At 68.8% G+C, this 18,285-nt stretch carries 11 protein-coding genes; 4 read left to right on the top strand and 7 right to left on the bottom strand.

Annotated elements, in window-relative coordinates:
* Positions 1–152: 152 nt before the first annotated feature.
* The 3 genes from ACIGW4_RS32950 to ACIGW4_RS32940 all read right to left on the bottom strand — a co-directional run bounded on the left by ACIGW4_RS32950 (position 153) and on the right by ACIGW4_RS32940 (position 5,337).
* Positions 153–2,714, bottom strand: a complete 2,562-nt coding sequence (locus tag ACIGW4_RS32950) for a tetratricopeptide repeat protein (protein ID WP_399584813.1) — start codon at positions 2,712–2,714, stop codon at positions 153–155.
* Positions 2,711–3,133 (bottom strand): hypothetical protein, encoded by a 423-nt coding sequence (locus tag ACIGW4_RS32945; RefSeq protein ID WP_399584810.1) that lies wholly within the window; start codon positions 3,131–3,133, stop codon positions 2,711–2,713. Before ACIGW4_RS32945 ends, ACIGW4_RS32950 begins: the two co-directional genes overlap by 4 nt.
* Positions 3,134–3,489: 356 nt before the next feature.
* Positions 3,490–5,337: a hypothetical protein gene (locus tag ACIGW4_RS32940; protein WP_399584808.1), complete on the bottom strand. Its 1,848-nt coding sequence runs from the start codon at positions 5,335–5,337 to the stop codon at positions 3,490–3,492.
* A 964-nt stretch (positions 5,338–6,301) separates the two neighbouring features.
* Here ACIGW4_RS32940 and ACIGW4_RS32935 point away from each other — a divergent pair.
* Positions 6,302–6,958 carry a hypothetical protein gene (locus ACIGW4_RS32935; protein ID WP_399584805.1) on the top strand — a complete coding sequence of 219 codons (657 nt, stop codon included), beginning with the start codon at positions 6,302–6,304 and terminating at the stop codon, positions 6,956–6,958.
* Between the two features lie 1,067 nt (positions 6,959–8,025).
* Positions 8,026–9,219 (top strand): hypothetical protein, encoded by a 1,194-nt coding sequence (locus ACIGW4_RS32930; protein WP_399584802.1) that lies wholly within the window; start codon positions 8,026–8,028, stop codon positions 9,217–9,219.
* 45 nt (positions 9,220–9,264) lie between these two features.
* Here ACIGW4_RS32930 and ACIGW4_RS32925 read toward each other — a convergent pair whose 3' ends face one another.
* The 4 genes from ACIGW4_RS32925 to ACIGW4_RS32910 all read right to left on the bottom strand — a co-directional run bounded on the left by ACIGW4_RS32925 (position 9,265) and on the right by ACIGW4_RS32910 (position 16,774).
* The gene (locus ACIGW4_RS32925) at positions 9,265–11,337 is read right to left on the bottom strand and encodes a hypothetical protein (protein WP_399584800.1); all 2,073 of its coding nucleotides are present in this window, start codon (positions 11,335–11,337) and stop codon (positions 9,265–9,267) included.
* Positions 11,338–11,377: 40 nt separating this feature from the next.
* Complete coding sequence (locus ACIGW4_RS32920; RefSeq protein ID WP_399584797.1) at positions 11,378–13,384, bottom strand: hypothetical protein; 2,007 nt, start codon at positions 13,382–13,384, stop codon at positions 11,378–11,380.
* Positions 13,381–14,031 carry a hypothetical protein gene (locus ACIGW4_RS32915; protein ID WP_399584794.1) on the bottom strand — a complete coding sequence of 217 codons (651 nt, stop codon included), beginning with the start codon at positions 14,029–14,031 and terminating at the stop codon, positions 13,381–13,383. Before ACIGW4_RS32915 ends, ACIGW4_RS32920 begins: the two co-directional genes overlap by 4 nt.
* A gap of 232 nt (positions 14,032–14,263) precedes the next feature.
* Entirely contained in the window at positions 14,264–16,774 is a 2,511-nt protein-coding gene (locus ACIGW4_RS32910) for a Helicase associated domain protein (protein WP_399584791.1), read from the bottom strand.
* 325 nt (positions 16,775–17,099) lie between these two features.
* Between ACIGW4_RS32910 and ACIGW4_RS32905 the strand changes: the two genes are divergently transcribed.
* Together ACIGW4_RS32905 and ACIGW4_RS32900 are read left to right on the top strand one after the other, a co-directional pair.
* A complete protein-coding gene (locus ACIGW4_RS32905) occupies positions 17,100–17,537 on the top strand; it encodes a hypothetical protein (RefSeq protein WP_399584789.1) in 438 nt (145 codons plus the stop codon).
* Positions 17,538–17,749: 212 nt separating this feature from the next.
* Complete coding sequence (locus ACIGW4_RS32900; protein WP_399584786.1) at positions 17,750–17,968, top strand: hypothetical protein; 219 nt, start codon at positions 17,750–17,752, stop codon at positions 17,966–17,968.
* The last annotated feature ends 317 nt before the right edge of the window (positions 17,969–18,285 follow it).

Here is an 18,285-nt window from a genome sequence, read left to right as displayed (position 1 = left end):
TCGTGCATGGGATTGTTCGGCGCCGCGCCGCCGGCAAGCTCGTCCATGCCATCGAGTCTGCCAGGAGGATGAACCCCCATTGCCGCGGCTTCGCTCCTGGTGGCTGCGTAGGTGACAGCGGAGAGCCGGACCCGGATACGTACGAGTCGTAGTCAGTTGCTTCCCTCGTTTTCAGACGCCTTGGTTCCGGGAGGTCTAGACAACCGCCTTGCATTCCAGTAGGTGAGGTTGCTTCGGGTGATAAGGGTGTCGGGGTGTTCGGGTCCCAGGATCCGTATACGGTCCTCAAGGAGTTCGGCGGTGGCGTCGGCGGCGCCTTGTGCGTCTCCTGCTTCCCCGCGCCAAGCGGCGAGGTTGCTTCGGGTGGTGAGCGTGTCGGGGTGTTCGGGCCCCAGAATCCGTAGCTGGTCCTCGAGGAGTTCGGCGTAGGCGTCGGCGGCGCCTTGTGCGTCTCCTGCTTCCCCGCGCCAGTGGGCGAGGTTGCTTCGGGTGGTGAGGGTGTCGAGGTGTTCGGGCCCCAGGATTCGCAGGTAGTCGTTGAGGAGTTCGGAAGTGGCGTCTGCTATGCCTTGTACGTCCCCTGCTTTCCCGCGCCAGGCGGTGAGGTTGCTTCGGGTGGTGAGGGTGTCGGGGTGTTCGGGCCCCAGGATGCGCAGGCAGTCCTCGAGGAGTTCGGCGTAGGCGTCGGCGGCGCCTTGTGCGTCCCCTGCTTCCCCGCGCCAGCGGGTGAGGTTGCTTCGGGTGGTGAGGGTGTCGGGGTGTTCGGGTCCCAGGATCCGTAGCTGGTCCTCAAGGAGTTCGGCGGTGGCGTCGGCGGCGCCTTGTATGTCCCCTGCTTCCCCGCGCCAGCGGGCGAGGTTGCTTCGGGTGGTGAGGGTGTCGGGGTGTTCGGGTCCCAGGATCCGTATACGGTCCTCAAGGAGTTCGGCGGTGGCGTCGGCGGCGCCTTGTATGTCCCCTGCTTCCCCGCGCCAGTAGGCGAGGTTGCTTCGGGTGGTGAGGGTGTCGAGATGACTGGGCCCCAGGAGACGGTGAGCAGTGTTATGCAGGTCATCAAAGTAGGTGTGGGCTGCGGTGACCTGCCCAGTTCTTCCGAGGGTTTGGCCTGCTATGAAGAGAACGGTGTGAAGTCCGTCGTCTTCTTCGCGGGGTGGGCTGGCGGCTTGTAGCGCGCTGGCGTTGGCGATGAGTACGGGCAGAGCCCCGTGGGCGAGGCGCTCGGGCCAAGCCTCAAGGAGGGCATCGGCAGCAGCCAGAACGGTTGTCGTGTGTTGTTCGGGGGTGAGGGTGTCGCGGGTGGTGTGCTGGACCAACGCGTGGACGCGGATGGCATCAGGGGTGCGATCGATGAGGCTGAGTCGGTGCAGCACGCTGAGGGCCTGCATGACCTGCCGCTCCTCAACCTGCTCCCTGTCCTCTGCAGCTTCGGAAACAGGGTCTGCATCTGCGGCCTTTCGGCCGAGGTAGGCACGGGCGGCTTCGGTAGAGGTCAGTACGGTGGGGATGCCGTCGGGGGACAGGACCGACAGCAGGGCCAGCAGGGGGCGGGTCATGCCGACCGGGTGCAGGTTGTCGGAGTGTTGGACGCTGAGGTCCCAGACAGCCGCGACGGGGAGTTCTTGGTCATCGGGCAATGCGTCGGGGGTGAGTTCGGCCAGTCGTGCGGTGCGCTCGGTCAGCATTCGCTGGTAGGCGGTTGCGGTGTGTCCGGTGTCGGCGAGGTAGGCAGCGGCTTGCGCGAGAGCAAGCGGCAGATATCCCAGGGCATGGGCCAAGGTGCGCAGGTCCTGCTCGGGTTCAGCGTGTCCGTAGTCGGTCAGGCGTCGGGTGAGGAACGCTAGGGCTTCAGCAGGGGTGAAGACGTCGACGTCAATACGTGTGCCGCGATCCCGCAGGGCGGCGTCGCGACGCCGGGTGGTGGCCAGGGTCTGACCGAGGGGTGAGGCGGGGGGCCACAGGCCGGTCAGGTGGTTGGGGTTGGTGATGTTGTCCAGCACGATCAACCACCGCACCGCCCGCGTGCCTGGCGCGACCGGCCGTGGCTGGAGCCACGCCAGGAAACAGGCGGCACTCTGCTCGTCGTCCTCGCCGGCGCCTGGGGCGGTGAGGCCGAGGGCGCGGGCGGCTTGGGCGTAGGCGGACAGGACGCCGGAGCGGTCGGTGGCCGTGGCCCACACCACCACATCCGCCTGACCATCGGCCAGCTGGGTGCGCGCGTGATGGGCGGCAATCTGGGTCTTACCGACCCCACCCAACCCCGACAACACCCACCGCGCCTCACCCGGCTCTGCTTCGCTCTGGCTGGTGCCGCCGTTACTTTCGGTGTCCGAAACGGGGGTGCCGGTAAGGACGACTGTTCCGCCGTTCTCCAGTGCTGTGCGCAGCAGTCCGCTCTGGGACCGCGCCTGATACCGACTTGCCGCCGCCGGCACAGCGCCCACCACGACCGGGAACGACACCGACTGCCCCGATAGAGCTGCTCCACCTATATGGACTGCAACGTTCTGCAGTGAGACGTTGTCTCCGCTGATTCCCAGCCCCAGATGCCCTCTTGCCTCCAGCGCGCGTTCGCCTATGCCAGCTATGGCCTGAGGCGGAACCGGCGCTATCGGTGGCGCCGACAGCGGTGCAGCGTCGGAGATTTCCTTCGGCGTTTCGGATTCGGGGTTCGCGGTGTTGTTCTTCTCTGCCCGTTTGGGCCACAGGGGGCTCACAGTTGGGTTGACGGTCCGTCCTGCTTGGGGGCGTCGCCGGTGATGGCTTCGCCGATAGAGCCTCCGGCCTCGACCCCCCGCTCACCGGGAACCCCTGGCGCCGCGCCGCTTGGGCCACCAGGGGCTGGCGTGTCGCCGGAGGGGATGGTGGGTGAGGGGTGGGTGAGGGTGTGGCCGTCTCCGGTGACCGCTCGGCCGATCGAGCCTCCCGCACGCACCGACCGCGCCCCGCTCACCGGCGGGACGGCGGACGGTGACGGTGGTGCGAGGGTTGTTCCCTGCCGGAGGGCGAGGGCCAGCCCCGCCAGGCCCGCGGCCGCGCCGACGATGCTGGCCGCCCGGTCGCCGGTGTCCAGGTCCACGAACACGGCCACCGCGACCAGCCCCAGCATCACCACGGCACACAGTCCTGCGGTCACCCGCCACCACGCTTGAGACATTCCACCTACCCCCACAGGATGAACAACTCGCTTCGGCAATGAGACACCGGTCGCGTTGCCGAAGCGTCCATCGTAGGAGTAGCGGCGGTCGGCCGGTCCGAAACGGAGGCATACGTAGCCTCGGTAAGGAGCTGGTGACTGCGCTGCTGTATGTCGTCCGCGCTCTGCCGGGTGTGTGATCGATCTCTGGCCTGTGCTGGTCTAATCAACAGCTTCAAGGTAGGGCGCTTGGCGTACAAGTCGATGAGGTTGTGAGTACCGCTTCAGTCCTGCAGCCTCTCGTGTGCGCGTACAGCCTTCGGGCTGTGTCGTCGGTGGGGTGTCCGGTCTGGTGTTCACCACCAGGTGTTCGGGTCGTGTGTGGACTCGGTGGTGGAGGGGTCTGGTGAGGGGCTTCCGTCTGGTTCGATTCCGTGAGGCCACAGTGTCTTCCACAGGGGTTTGACGCGGTGGTTGGGGTAAGCAGGGTCCCCTCGGTCTGCTGCTTCGAGGGCTGTTTGGACAGCTCCTAGCAGGTCGCCGTTCTCGTACTGGAAGCGGGCGATGCTTGCCAGTGCTTCCGGGTGCCCGTGCCGGGCGGCGTCCTCCCACAAAGCCTCCGCCATCTCTTTCCGGCCGGCTTCTTCGTGGTCGAGCGCGAGGTCCGCGAGGAAGCCTGTCAGGCCGTATCGGGCGGCTTCATGGGCATAGTGCTCAGCCTGTTCGAAGAGTCCTCTGCCCTGACGCATCATGGCCAGGCTGCCCAGACACTCGGGTGACCCGAAGGATGCCGCCTCATGAGCGAGGTCGGAAGCTTCTACCGGCATCCCGCGCTCTTCGAGCACGAGCGCCACTTCGGCGAGAGTGTCGGGCTGACAGCACTGTGCCGCCTGCATCGCCAAGTCTGCCGCCTGCTCGTAGTCCGATTCCCCCACCGCTATGAAAGCCATGTCGGCCAGAGCGCGACAGGTCAGATGGTCGTCGGGCTCTGCGTCATCGGTGACGTACCGCCACCCGTCGCTCGGCTCGTGACGAGGAAACTCAACGCGTAGGTCATGCCAAGGCAGTTGCCCTGCTTTCTCTGAAAGAAGCCGGCCGTAGCGTAAGCGCCATCGGCCTGTGGCCGCTGAGGCCAGCGCACTGACATCCGCCCGCTGTGACAGATGCCGTAGCGCGGCGTCCCAGAACGATTGTGGCGGGCAGAGGTGCCGGCGCTCGTGTCGGCCGTACTGCTCCATGTAGTCAGTCAGCCGATAGCACGTGCCCGTGCCGTCATCGCTTCCAGGGTGCCGCCGTACCCGGCGGAGCAGGGCTTCGTCACCAGTCACGCGGTGCCCCGCATAGGCGAGGGCTTCTTCGAACCAGCCGTCATCCAGAGTGTCAAGGGCCGAGGAGGAGAGGTAGCCGGAAGTGGCGTCCTCGAGGAAGCTCACGGGAAGGGCGGTGCCGCATCCCAAACGTCTGGCGTCCATTGCAGCGTGAAGGACGGCACGAGCCCCCGGCTGCGTATGCGCATACCGCTCCATGAGGGCAGGCGCTCCGGCAAGAAACTGTGTAATGCGGCCATCGACTGCCCCTTGCAGAGCGAGCGCAAGCCGTTGATCAGTCACCGCGGCCTCGCCGGCCGCAACGATGTCCTGTGCCGTAAAGGCTTCTGGAACACGCAAGTGGCGCCCCGCCAGTAACTGCCGCGCCTGATCATGAGGATGGTCGAGACGAGGCCCTGTAGGCGACGTCAACCGATCCCAGTGCTCAGGCCACAAAGTACCCAGCACGAGAATCGGAGCGCGGTCTGCATCTGCCAGGAGACTGCGCAGCGCGGCGGCGATGCGTTCACCTGCATGCTCTTCAGCCAGGTAGAGCTGTGTCTCGTTCAGCCACACCACAGTCTTCGGACCTACCGTGGCCAGGCCGGCCAGCGCGGCCTCGCCCCGTGTCGGGTCGAACGGATGCCACAGTTCCCACCCGTCGCCGGCCAGTACCTGGATGGCTTCCCAACAGGCACGCGTCTTGCCTGTGGAAGACGCACCCACCAGGACACGCATCTGGCTCTGCCCGCTTGCCGCCGCACTGACTACTTTATGTAACTGCTCGTCGTGCGCTCGTCTCACATACGTAGGCAGCTCGCTCGGCGTATCGGCCCCATGAATGGCGTGGTGGATCTCAAGATCCAAAGGACGGCACAGGCTGATCGGCTTCGTCATGACAGCCTGAGGGCCCCCGTCCTTCTCGGACAGCGCAGGGGAGACGACATAGTGGTGGTTTGTGACGGTGTTGCCGTTGCCAGCGATCGCAGTCCCGATATCGCCGCCCGCTGCCACAGAGCCGCCGCTTGCCTGCACGGGCAAGGTACTGGGCGGATCTCCCTTATCGGGCGTGCCCTCCGGGCCTGGGGCCGGCTCCCGTCGAGGCCACAGTGGTGGAGGTGTCACGAACGGCCCCCCGTACCAGCAAACGTCTCAAGGATGCTCCCTGGAACGGTCACGCTGCCCGTCCCTGAAGCCTGCCCGTCCCTGCCGTGCAACCGTCGGCCTTGCTCAGGGCATACTGCCCATGAAGTTCTCTGGTCTTCGCCATTCCTGACCACGGCCGCGATGAGCTGCCCGGCAGCTACCTTGGCGTCGCTCATCTCTGCGTTAATCACGCATGTCGCCTCGACCCCTCGTGCCGAAGAGGCCAGTATCCCCAGGCACGCGAACGTGTACGCAGCACCTGCGGCTTGATCAACAACCACCAGCTCCATGCGGGAAGCCGCAACGCTCGGAGCTGTCACCAGCACCACGCACACCACCGTGCAAACGGCGACCAGACGTCCTATCCACCCCTGCATAGGTACATAGAACCTCCTCTTACTTACCTATGTCCGCCAACTGATCGTTTCAGCATGTAGGCAGCCTGGACGCCATGCGGTTCCTGATCGAGCGTGGGCAGCTGGCGGAAAGAGCGACGCTGCGGCGTGGGGGAGCGCTGGTTGGTAGCAAAGTAGGAAAGCGCCTTGTATGTCGGCATGGCAATCCTCCAGGAAGCACGAAGCCCCTGGCCGCGAGGAACCCGTGCTGGCCTCGCGCCCGGCAGAGCCGGATCAGCAACGCGGCCGCGTGCCGCTATGCCCGCGCCCTGTCCCTCTGTCAGCGGAAGGTGAAGGACGTCGACGGCAAGGAGCGGCCGATGTGGCGCACCCGCTGGTGGGTGCCCGACGGCCGCCGCGGCGACCAGCCGCACCCGCCGCTGCTGCTCGTCTTCAACCGGATCGGCCCGCGCAACCCCAACACCGTCATCGCGCAGCTGGCCGAGCTGACCGAGCGGCACTGGAAGGGCACCGCATACGAGAGCGGCTTCCACATGTACGACGGCAAGCTGCCCATCTTCGTCACCGGCATGAAGCAGCTCCAGGAACACGGCCCGGCCGGAGCGGTCTTCCGGCGCTTCGGCCGGCCCCACAACCAGACGCTCCTCGAGGCGATCGGCAACCCGCGCCGCGAAGCCCACGACGCCCGCCAGCAGGCCGAGTACGACGCCCGCCAGCGCGAACACCAGGAAGAGCTGCGCCGCATTGCCGCACAGCACAAGGCCGAGCGAGAAGCCAGCCGCCCGGTCTGCGCCGACTGCGGCACCCGGTTCACCGACGAACGGTGGAAGGCCATCGAGCCCGCCGGGTGGAGCGCCCCGCGCGAGACCCACCCGCACCTGTGCGACGACTGCAAGCAGCGCGCCCACGCCGCCGAACGGCATGCCGCGCAGGCCGGGCCCGGGTACGAGGAGCACGACCAGGCCGTGCCCGAGCAGAAGGCCGGCGGCACCTGGCTCTCCCGCTTCCGCGGCTGACGCCCGGACGCAGAGCACGGCCGGGCAGGACGTCCTGCCCGGCCGTGACGGCTACTCCCAGGGCCGCAGCGCGTGCCACAGGGCCCTGAGCCAGTCGGGCGGGTTGGTGAGGAACTTGTCCACCAGCCGGGCCGTGATGGGCCGAGCGGCCCCCTGGGCGGTGCCCTGCGCTATCGCGGCGGTCAGGCCAGCACCGACCAGCGGGCTGCTGCGGGACGGGCTGCTGCGGGACGGGCGCGGGGACGGGCGGCTGTGCGGGCGCGGGAACGTTGTCCCGGGTCATGATGCTGCTCCCTTGGGCAGATGAATCGAGGACAGCGGACACCTGCTGTGGTGTCGTCCGCGTGGGGGTGGTGAGCGCCTCGCGGTCGGCGGTCCTGCGGCTCTCTGCGTGAGAGCGTCCCTGTGGGGTCGTAGCCCTGGCCCAGGGTGGCGTGTCCAGCGTAGCGGCGATCGGCGCGAGTGGTGCCCCGGGCGTCTGGCGGGTGGTCATAGGTACTGCCTCCGGCGTGAGTTCGACATGGCGGGCGGACAGTGACAGGACTCAGGTGCTTGCGTCTCGTCCTGGCGGGCACGGCTTCTTCACCCCGTAGGGCCGCAGGCCGGGATCCCGGCAGCAGCGACCGGGAGGAAAGATCCCGGGCACGAGGAAGGCCCGGACGCCTGGTCCGGGCCTTGCGCTGTCGAGGGAGGGTTAGTGAGTTGACTGCCATGAAGGGAGTCGGCAACCTTTTCGTCTACGCCACCGTCGGCACCGGCCTTTGACCGGCTGGCGGGTGCAGGGACTCCACTCACCACCACGCTTACCACCGGCCTTACCAAGCCGCCGCGCACCGCTGTGACCTGCAAGGGCCAGTACTTGGGTTACTCCTCGCCCGCCAGGACCACGGCCGACCCCGCCCCCGCCGACTGGAAGGGTCGATGATCTTCCTGTCCGAACCTGACCCGGAGCGCGGAAACTGGCTCCCGCCGGGGAAGTTCCTCTCGGCGGGATCCTCAACGGGTTGGCCCACCAGGTCTCGACAATCCAGGTGCACCCGATGGGTTGCCCGTGCCACGCTCGTGCGATGGGCCACTACCCTTGGTTGAAGATCGCGGGCTGCGCGATCATCGCCGGCACCGACGACCTCCTCGCGCTGTTCACCGAATCCGAGCGGCAGCACCTGCCATACCCGGAGCAGGAGGACGAGGACACCGACTGGTGGTTCGGCTACCGCTCCACGCCGCGGGCCCTACGTGACCGCCTACAGGCACAGGGCATGACTTCTGACCAGGCCCGCTACGAGCTCGAGCAAGAACTCGCCCGCTGGAGCCGGTCCGACCCCGGGCCGCCGGACGGTTGGACGGGACCCGTACCCAGCACCGAGGACGTCCTGGAGAAGATCACGACGAGCATCGCGCTCCCGTACGACCTTCAGGCCGCGCTGCGGGACGACGGCATGCTGGACACCGTCTTCCTCCGGATGAGCGAGCGCACGGTGCTGCGCCTGCTGGTCGATCGAGCCCCCGAGACCGCGGTAGTAGACCTGGACCTGAGCCAGCTGACGGGCGGCTGCTGCTTCCCGTACGACATGGACAAGGCCCGCGCCGCCGATGCCCGCGCCGAGCAACTGGCCGTCGGCCGCGAGATCAGCCCGCTGCTGGTACTGACGGAGGGAGCCACCGACGCCCGGCTCCTGACCAAGGCGATGCGCGTGACCCACCCTCACCTGTCCGGCTTCGTCAGCTTCCTCGACTTTGACCTGCCGGCCTCCGGGCGCCCCGAGGGCGGCGTGAGCGCCCTGGCCAAGACCACCACGACGTTCATCGCCGCCGGGGTGGCCAACCGCTTCATCGCCTTGGCCGACAACGACCTCCCGGCCCACCAGGCCTTGGCCAAGCTCAAGGCGAAGGGCGTGCCCGACCACTGCCGCATCCTCCACTACCCGTCTCTGCCGCTGCTGGCCTCCTACCCCACCCTTCCTCCCGGCGCGAGCGCCCCCGTTCCTGCTGACGTCAACGGCGTTGCCGGGACGCTGGAGCTGTACCTGGGCCGTGACATCCTCATGGGCCCCGACGGCCAGCTGGTGCCGCTGCCGCTCAACGCCGCTGGCGCCGGCGGATTCCCCTCGAAGAGCAAGAAGGCCATGCAGGACAGGTTCGAGAGAAAGTGCGACGCCGCGCTGGCTGCCCCTCCCGGAACGGACCCCGAAGGCGACTGGAGCGCCGTGCACGCCATCATCGACATGATCCTTAACGCCTTCGACCGGTCCCAGGCCTGACTCAGGCCCCGGACCGTCCCCTGATTCTTGATCAGTAAGGAGGAGTCAGGTGGTGGTGCGGGGCATGCGCAGTGCGGACGGCGTCGGGCGCCCGATCGGCAGAATGCCGACCACGATGAGCCGGGGTACCTCGGTGGCGCTGCGCGCGTGGCGGATGATCCAGACGCTGTCCTCGATGCTCCGGTAGCCGCTGGTGTGGCCGCTGTCGTCCCCGACCAGGAGCAGGCCGAAGGGAGGGCCGGTGGCGGTGTAGTTGGCGGCCTGCGCGATGTAGCTCTTCTCGATGCGTTCGCGGGTCCATCTGGTGTCGCGGCGTTTGACCTCGGCGACGAAGCGGCTGCCGGGTTGGGGGGTGTAGGTGACGTCGGTGCGTCCGCTGGCGACGTCGATGAGTTCGCGCTGCACGGTGCCGGGGGTGAGCGTGCCAGCGAGGTGCTGGTGGAGGTCGTCCTGGACGTGCTTCTCGTCCCAGTGGTCGGGGCTGCCGTCGGGCTTCTTGTCGGGGCAGGGGCCGAGGTAGGCGGTGCGGGCGCCGTAGTAGTCGGCCTGGGCGTCGAAGCGGTCGTAGAGGAACCGCAGGAACTGCTCCAGCAGGGTGGTGAAGTAGGAGCTGTCGCGCTGCGTCCAGGCGGGGCTGGTGGCCAGCTCCCCGAGCAGGGATTCCAGGTGGGCGTCGAAGCGGGCGTTGCCTGTGGGGGTGTAGCCCTTGGACTGCTGCTGCAAGAGCTGCTCGATCTGATCCAGGAGCTGCGGGTCGAGGTCGTCACGCAGTCCCGGGGCGTCAGCCTGGAAGAGCCCGGCGAGCGTGGGGCGGCCCTCCAGGACTTTTCCCGGCATCACCTGCCCGGTTGACGACGGTGCCCGCCGCTGGGCTTGGACGACCTCGTACAGCGCCCGCGCGTCGGGGGAGCCGGTGAACTGCGGGTCGGTGGTGAGGGCCTGTTCGAGGTGGTGCAGCAGGCCGTCGCTGCGTACGAACGCGGCCTCCACCGGTGGGCTCACCAGTGCCGTCAGGCCGCCGGATCCGTCGGCCCGGGTGGTGTGGATGCTGCGGCTGGCGACGTAGACGTCCAGCAGGTCGCCGAGGGTGCCGGCCGGGTCGTACCAGCTGGGTTGGTTTAGGTGGGTGCGGGCGGTCTGGAGCGAGGTGACGAGCCGGGACCAGGCGCTCTGCGCAAGTCCGCGGGCGCTGAGCCAGTCCAGCCGGTGCATACCGCGGGTCCACTCAGTCAGCAGCGTGGTCGTGGCATCCAGTTGGGCGGCGGCCTGGGCCAGGCGCTGCTCGGCGGGTGCGGCTGGCGTGGGCTGCTGGTCGAGTTCACCGAAGGCGAGGACCGCGTCGACGGCGGCGGCGTGGGCGCGGGCGTCGAGTCGGGCCTCGTGGGTGCGGTCGAGGTCCTTGAACCGCATCAGGGCCCGGCGCAGATGGTCTTCGACGGCCGAGCGGTCGGATGCCTCCAGCGCGCTGCGCATGTCCGCGACGGCCAGTTCGAAGGTGGCGTCGGCCCGGGTGCCGGCAGGGAGATCGGTTTGGTTTTCCAGTGCGCTCAGGACATCGAGCAGGGCGTTGTCGCCGAAGTGGTCGTGGGCGACGCCGACCAGGATCGGCAGGCGCTCCAGGGCCTCGGACGGCTCGTCCCCGGTGATCTCGGCGAGCAACGCCATGAGGCGGTGCGGGGTGGCCGTCTGCGCGACGGCCAGGCGCAGCAGCCCGGCGACGGCCGGCTGGGCGAGAGCGGCGTCGGCGTCGCCGGCGAGCGCGGCCTCCACGTGTGCGGCAAGGTCCCGGACGGTGCGGGTGCCGAGGCGGGTGGCGAGCGCCGGGTGGGCGCACACCACGTCGATCGCGTCGGCCAGGACCCAGGCGGCCTGGGGGTTCCGCAGCCCCTGGGCCGCGGCGTCAAGCAACCGCCGGGCCTGGTCACCGTCCACGGCGTCGAGGTCGCGGCCGAGTGCCGTGAGCAGATAGGGCAGGAGTGGACCGGCAGCGAGGTGGTCGGCCTCCGCGATCACCGCCTCGGCACCGCCGAGGTCCGCGAGCGAGGGCCCGGCGTCCAGCTCGTCGTCGGTCGCGTTGCTGGCCCAGGCCTGGAGCGTCTGGTCCACGCTTGGGGCCACGGTCCTCTCCTTGTCGCCGGCCGGTTCGGGAACGAATAGCTTAGAACAGGTGTTCACCATCGCTGGTGATGAGGTGGTCCTTCGGCAGGGCGTCGACGAGCTCGGGCTGCGCCGTGGTGAGAACGACCTGCAGCTCGGGAAGTTCTGCGGCGATGGCCTGCAGCTCGGCGATCAGGGTGCGGGCGGGCACCTCGGTGACCTCTTCGGCGGCGACCGAGTCGATCAGAAGGAGGCCGGGGTGCGTGGCCACGCCGCGGTCGGCACTCACCCGCAGGAGCGCGATGACGGTCGCGATCCGCATGCGGAGCCGGTCGCCGCGGCTGAGCCTCTTGAACGCGGTCTTCACCCCGGCCTTGACGGCGTTGACCTTGCCGGCGCGGTCGAGTTTGACGCTGTCGAGGTTCTGCACACCGAACCGTGTGGCGAGCTCGACGATCGCTTCGTTCATCGCCGGGAACAGTTGCTTAGCGGCAGCGTCGACGGCCGCGCGGACAGCTTCTTCTGTGGCGGCCAGGACCTGGGCGGACACAGGGACCGGCGGAGCCGGAGGTGTCGATCCGGTCGCCTCGAGCCGTCCGCGGAGCTCGGCCGCCCGGATCTCCAGCTCACGCAGCCGTTCGTGGGCCTGCGAGGTGGCAAGCCCCTGCTCCAGGCCGGCCGCCGCCTCACGATGGTCGGCCAGAGCGCTCTGCACCGCCTCCACAGCCCTCAGCCGCCGGCCGGTTGCCTCTCTCTCGGCATCCTGGGCTCGCTCCAGGGTCTGCTCCAGCTCCGCCAGTAGCGCTTCAGCGGTCTCCGGGTCGACCTCGGGCAGCGGCCGCGTGCACACCGCACAGTTCGCCTGCTCACGCTCCTCGCTGCGCCGCACGCTGCCCAGCGGCTCCTCGCACCGCGGACAGCACACCGGGTCCAGCCGTCCCAGGACTCGCCGCGCCTGCCACGTCTCCCGGGCATCCAGTAGCCCCTGCTCCGCGCGCATCCGGGCGGCGGACACCTCCGTGAGCGTCTGCTCGGCCTCCTCCAACAGCGCCCGCATGCCGCGCAGCTCCGTCGCGGCCTGGTCGGTGGCCCGCAGGAGCGGGGAGATGTCTTGGGCGGCCGCCCGGCGTCCCGCCTCGATCTGCCCGGTCACGTCGGCGAGTTCGGTCTGCCACGCCTCGCGCTCGGTCCGGCGGGCTTCCGCGTCCCCTTCCGCCCGGCGCTGGCCCTGGGTGATCGTCTTCTTCTCCCGCTTCCCGGCGACGGACAGCTGGGTGAGCGCCGTGCTGTACGGGATGTCGACGAACAGCTCCATGAGCCGCCCGGGCAGGCCACCGGCGACATCGCCGAGCAGGATCTCGTCCCCACCGGGATTGAGGTAGCAGGCCCCGAAGTACGACGCCCACCCGTGGACCTGCGGGGCCCCCTCGCCGTCGGCGCCGCCGGTCACCTGCCACAGGTTGGTGTGCTCCATACGCAGCGCGTCCAGGAAGAACTCACCGATACACCGGCTCACCTCCTCGTTGCCCGACGCGGTCGCCAGCAGACGAAGCGCTTCGTCGTCCGCGGCAAGCAGCTGGTCGACGGACTCCCCGGCGAGGATCCGGCCCCGCAACTGAGGGTGCGGCTGGTCGTCGACGTCCAAGACGATGCGGATCGCCCGGCCCGCCACGGAGATGTCCACGCTCAGATGCCGCAGCCACGAGCGGACATCGGGCGGCAGATCGCGCGGCCCGCCGCGCAACGGGAAGACGAGGAACTCCAGCAGGCTGGTCTTCCCAGCGCTGTTGTCCGGGTGGACGATCGCCCACACCCCTGGAGTGAAGGGCTGCTCCACGGTGAAGTCGTCGCCCGAGTGCTTCGTGCCACGGGCGCGCAGCCGGATGATGCGCAGCCGCCGGTCGGCGGCAGTCGGGCTCTTCAGGGTGATGTTCGCCTCGGCCAGAGTCCGCTCGACCTGCACCGGCGTCAGCCCCAGCTTCTCCGCGACCTCCTTCAGGATGTCGCCGGCGCTCGGGGCGACGGTCAGGTCCTTCGCGTCGGAGCGGGTCGGGCCGGGCGCGGTCATGAAGCCTCCTGGTCAGTGTCGCCCGTGGCTCCCGGGCCTGGTGCCGCTTGAAGTTCGCGCAGCCGCTCGCGGGCCTGCTCGGTGATGGGGCCGATGTGCTGGCCCCAGGGGGTGTCGGCGTAGTCCCGCAGCAGGTACTGCCGGTCCTTTAGCTGTGTGCCGCCGAGACCGTCGACCAGGTCCACGACCAGGCGGGTGCGCTCGACGTACCAGGCCAGCGCGGGCGCCTCGGCGACCATCGACTGCGCCACCTGCCGACCCCGCTCCAGCAGGAAGTAGATGTGCTCCACCACGCGCTCACGCCCGAGGACTTGCGTCTTGCGCAGCAGCCCCCGTTCCACCAGCGGCGCCAGAGCGTCATCGAGCTCCTCGAAGGCGCCGTACTTGTAACGCAGCATCGGGAAGCGCCGCAGATCCGGTTCCTCCGACTCCAGGATCTCTGCGGCAATCTCCAGCAGCCGAGGAACGTCCGGAGCGGCCACGTACTCGTTCATCAGCTCGTAGGCCAGGTAGTCCGGATTGCGGACCCAGAAGTCGAGCTTCTGCAGCCGCACCTGGGTGTGGACCACCCCGACGGTCGCCGGCGGCACCGACTCGCCTTCGGCCGCCGGCTTTGAGGCGGCGTCGATCAGCAACAGCAGCCGCACCGAATCCTGCCAGCGAGTGGCCCGACGTACTCCTGCGGATCCGACCATCACGCTCCTCTGGATCGGCACACACCCTAGGTCCTGAACAACATCCTGTCAGTGTGTTGAGGTGAGTGGGGAGAAGCCGGCCCGAATCGGCGCATCACAGTCGCGCCGTCCGCCAGAGCCTGACCAGCGGGCTAACTGGTCCAGGTCTTGATCGAGCAGACCGCGGTGACGACGACGCCCGTCATCATGTCCATCGCATGCCGATTGTGGCGAGCTGCTCCATCCGCTCCGGCGTCAGCGTCGCGGCCCGGCTGCGTTGGTTGTTGATCCATGCCCCGAGTCGGAGTTCTCGTTCCTCCTGGTTCTCGCTGGCGACGATCCGTTCGACATGCTTGCGAGGGACGCGGAGGTGTCCTTCGCGTTCGTAGTACTGGCGGGCGGCCTGGTAGTTGATTGCCCATTTGTCGGCTTGTGTGCGGCGCGGGGGCGGTTTCTCGTCTTCGGTGGCGGGTGTGATGCCGAGGACCTGCTCACACATCCACTGCTGCACGGCCGTGAGCTTGTCCCAGCCCAGGCGCTGCGCCCGCACCCATCGTCCGAGGTCCTCGCCCTGATGCATTACCTCGCCGGGCTCGGTCGGCAGCGTGCCGCCGGCCTCCTCGAGGTGGAGCCGGACGAGGTGGAAGGCGCGCTGCCACTCCACCGGCCAGGCCGGGCACCAGGAGGGGTCGATGTCCTCCAGCTGCTCGCGCCGCTCCGGCGACAGGGCACCGGCCCACGACTGAACCGGCAGACCTTCGGCCTGGCGCTGCTCAAGCTCCAGAGCGCGCCGGGCGGCGGCCCGCGCGTTCTTCAGCCAGGTACCCACCCGGTAGCCCTGGTGCGTGGCGTCGAGCGGGGCCAGGAGGTGCCCGTTCACCTCGGCCCACCCGCGCGCGGCTGCGAGTCCTTCCTCCCACGCGACGTCGAAGTGCGACCACACCATGCCGAGCTTCTCCAGCTGGGCGATGCGGTCGGTGTCCATGTTGCCGCGGGCGTAGAAGCGCCGGTTGTCGGCGATCCACTGCCCGAGCGGAAAGTTCGCGAGCGTGGCCGGCCACCCGACCCCCTCCGCCTCCTCACCCTCCGGCACGCGGTACGTGAACGGCACCTTCAGGTCCCCGTGCTCGCGGGCGTAGATGACGGCGGCCTCCGCCCCGCGCCGCCAGTGCTCGTGCTCGGGGTTGAGGACGCGGAGGTTGATGAAGGCGGCCAGCTGCGCCGGGTCGCGCGGTGTGGAGAACTTCAGCAGCTGACGGGCGGGCGCTGACGGGCCGCCGCTCCTGTTGCCCTCGCCCCGGCTCTCCAGGTCCCCGCTGCGGCTCTGGACGCCTCTGACACGGCTTTGAGCCTGCTGTTCGGCGAGCTGCTCGACCACTCGGGCGTCGTGTGCCCTGAGCGCCTCCAGGAGCTTCGCCAGCCCGCCGAACGCTCGGGAGGTGAGCATGTTGTCCGCTGTCTCGCCGGGCCCGAGGAGCACCGGCACCACGAGGGAGGCGACCTTGCCCTCGCCCGGGTGCATTCGCAGCGCGCGGCCGACGGCCTGGACGAGGTCGGGCATGGAGCCGCGGACGTCGGCCCAGTAGACGGAGTCACACTCCCGGGTGTCCACGCCTTCCCCGAGTACCTTCACCGAGCCCAGGAAGCCTTTCTCCACGACCGTGCCGTCCGTGGCGATGCCGTCGGCGAACTCGCCCAGCACCCGGCGCCGGTGGCCCGGCTTGTGCTCCCCGCACAGCCAGTCCGCCCAGATCGTCTTGGGGTACAGCTCAGGGTCAGCGGCGTGCAGCCGCTGGGCGACGTCGGGAAGGCCGGCCGCGAACGCCTCGGCCTCCTTCACCACGTGGTGGAAGACGAGCGTCCTGCGGAAGCCCTCCTCGGCCGACGCCTTCAGCAGGGCGGTCTGGAGGGCTGCGAGCCGGGCCCCGCGGACCTCGTCCGAGCGGCCCTCGGCGCCCAGGAGCTGGGCGGCCTGGAGCTGGGTGTCGGTGATGTCCACGCACACCACCTGGTAGGGAGCACAGATTCCCCGGTCGATCGCCTCCGAGAGGGTCAGCGTGAACGCCCTGCTGCCGAACGGCCCGTCAGGGTCGTCTTCCATGCTCGCCACCAGCTCGCCCGGCGCGCCCTGGTCGGCGTCCTCGTCCAGCTGCCACAGCCGGGGCGTGGCGGTCATGTAGAGGCGGCGCAGGGACGGGATGCGGGTGTTGTCGTGGACGATCGCCCACGGCTTGCCGATCCGGCCGGAGGTCCGGTGCGCCTCGTCGACCACGATCAGGTCCCACCCGGGAAGGCCGGCCTGGTGCGCGCGTTCCAGGGTGCCGAGCCCGAGGGAGGCGTACGTGGCGAACACGGTGACCTTGTCGAAGGGCCGCACCCAGTCGACCAGCTCTGCCACGTCCGTGGTGTTGGGGAAGGTCACGTCCTCGCCCCGCAGGGACGAGACCCCGATCATCGGGCCTGTCCGGCCTCCTTCCTGCCAGGCGGTCTCGGTCTGGGTGAGCAGGTCCAGCGAGGGCACGAGCACCAGCACACGGCCTGCCTGCAGCTCCTCCGCGCTGCGCACGGCGACCAGGGTTTTGCCCGACCCGGTGGCCATGACCACCTGCGTCCGCAGTCCTCGCTCGGGCACAGTGGATCTTGCAGGGAATTCGAGCGTCCGAACTACCGCGTCCACGGCTTCCCGCTGGTGCGGACGGAGGTATTTCAATGCCATGCCGGTCGGCCTCCTGCTGCCTGTCAGCCTGCGAAGGACACGAGTCGAAGTACCCTTACCACCAGCGGTTTCGCGTACGCCTGATAGCACCGAACCACCCGCTGGGTGGTCCCGGCCCAGTGAAACGAGCGGCCGTAGAATCCGCAGGGCGAAAAGCGGCGGCAGTCCCTGTTCATTCCAGACTCTATCAGGGGTAAAAAATGAAGCACCATGGGTCTGTAAGCGGAGTCATGATATTTTCCCGACAGGGGGCGCTTCCGCTCCCCGCCTACCTGCTGCAGGACAGCGGGCATGCGAGGCCACGGAAGACAGGTAGACGCCGCCCATGACTGATGACTGGTACGTCCTCATCGAAGAGGACACCCGCACCACCCAGCGTGCCGACGGTACGGACCTCAAGCTGCATCGGTGGATGCTCACCGGCACGCACCGCATCGGCCCGGACCGGGCAGAGGCGGCCGCGGCCGCCGAGGACGCGGCCCTCAACCATCTGCCAGGCATCCTGGCCCGGCACGCACGCCCAGGAGACGAGCCCGCCCGCCACGCCCTGCTCACTCAAGACGGGGCGTGGATAGTGCTGGTGAAGCAGCGTCACCGCGAATGCCACATACGGGTGACCACGGCCCGGCTCGTGCACTCGCGGGAAGAGGAGGAAGCACCGTCGAAGAGCCTGAAGGAAAAACTCCGCAGCGCCATAGAAGGCCCAGCACCTACACCGAAGCCCTGGTCCTGGACACCTGAAGGCACGGCCGATCAAACCTGACCACCCCCCTTGCCGGCGTCAAAGCGGCCCGGGCCGGCCACACCACCAGACACCGGCCCCGGTCCCGTTCCTGACTCCGCTCTGCACCCCTGCTCACCTGGCCTTCGGCTGGGAAAGCCTCCGACTGTGCCTCTCTGGCTGGAGTGAAGAGGACCATGAGCGGACGAGGTATCAGCTTTCTCGTCCAAGAGGAGAGTCAAGGGGGACTAGCCATGGAACCCAGACCGTCCAAGGCGGATGTTCTGCAGGTGGTGGAGCAGGCGATGAGGATTCGCACGGTGTGGGAGGAGGTTTCCGCAACGCACTGGGCCCGGCCCCTGAAGGAGGTGGAGGAAGCCCTCAGACAGGCGGCTGCCCGGTGGGGTGTGCCGATCGACGACGCCTTCGCCGCGAAAGCAGCCTTCGAGATCCATGCCGGTTCCTGGGAGTAGCCCACCCTGCAGCCAGCCCGGCCCGCGCCAGCGGGCCTCAAGGGACTGGAGGCGAAGCCGGAAGGCCCCTCTGGGCGAGGGAGCGCAGCGGACTCGCCCCGGCCCAGCTGGAGCGAAGCGGAAGCAGGGCCCGCGAGGCGCAGCCGAGCCGCTCCGGGAGCGCAGCGAACGGAGCGTCACCCGCCCTGCGCAGCAGGGCGGGTGAGCTGCAGGCGCAGCCTGCAGCCAGCGCTCCCGCGGAGCGGGAGCGCAACCACCGCGCGCAGCGCGGTGGTTCGCTTGCACATCGCGCAGCGATGTGGTACCCGCTCCGCGGG

The organism is Streptomyces sp. NPDC053513 (assembly GCF_044544765.1).
Lineage (GTDB): Bacteria > Actinomycetota > Actinomycetes > Streptomycetales > Streptomycetaceae > Streptomyces > Streptomyces litmocidini.
This window is presented reverse-complemented; position numbering and strand designations above follow the sequence as displayed.

Excerpts from the sequence above, each read along its gene's own strand:
- ACIGW4_RS32940 (WP_399584808.1), bottom strand. The coding sequence starts at position 5,337 with ATGACGAAGCCGATCAGCCTGTGCCGTCCTTTGGATCTTGAGATCCAC.
- ACIGW4_RS32935 (WP_399584805.1), top strand. The coding sequence starts at position 6,302 with ATGTGGCGCACCCGCTGGTGGGTGCCCGACGGCCGCCGCGGCGACCAG.
- ACIGW4_RS32910 (WP_399584791.1), bottom strand. The coding sequence starts at position 16,774 with ATGGCATTGAAATACCTCCGTCCGCACCAGCGGGAAGCCGTGGACGCG.
- ACIGW4_RS32905 (WP_399584789.1), top strand. The coding sequence starts at position 17,100 with ATGACTGATGACTGGTACGTCCTCATCGAAGAGGACACCCGCACCACC.
- ACIGW4_RS32930 (WP_399584802.1), top strand. The coding sequence starts at position 8,026 with ATGGGCCACTACCCTTGGTTGAAGATCGCGGGCTGCGCGATCATCGCC.
- ACIGW4_RS32920 (WP_399584797.1), bottom strand. The coding sequence starts at position 13,384 with ATGACCGCGCCCGGCCCGACCCGCTCCGACGCGAAGGACCTGACCGTC.
- ACIGW4_RS32900 (WP_399584786.1), top strand. The coding sequence starts at position 17,750 with ATGGAACCCAGACCGTCCAAGGCGGATGTTCTGCAGGTGGTGGAGCAG.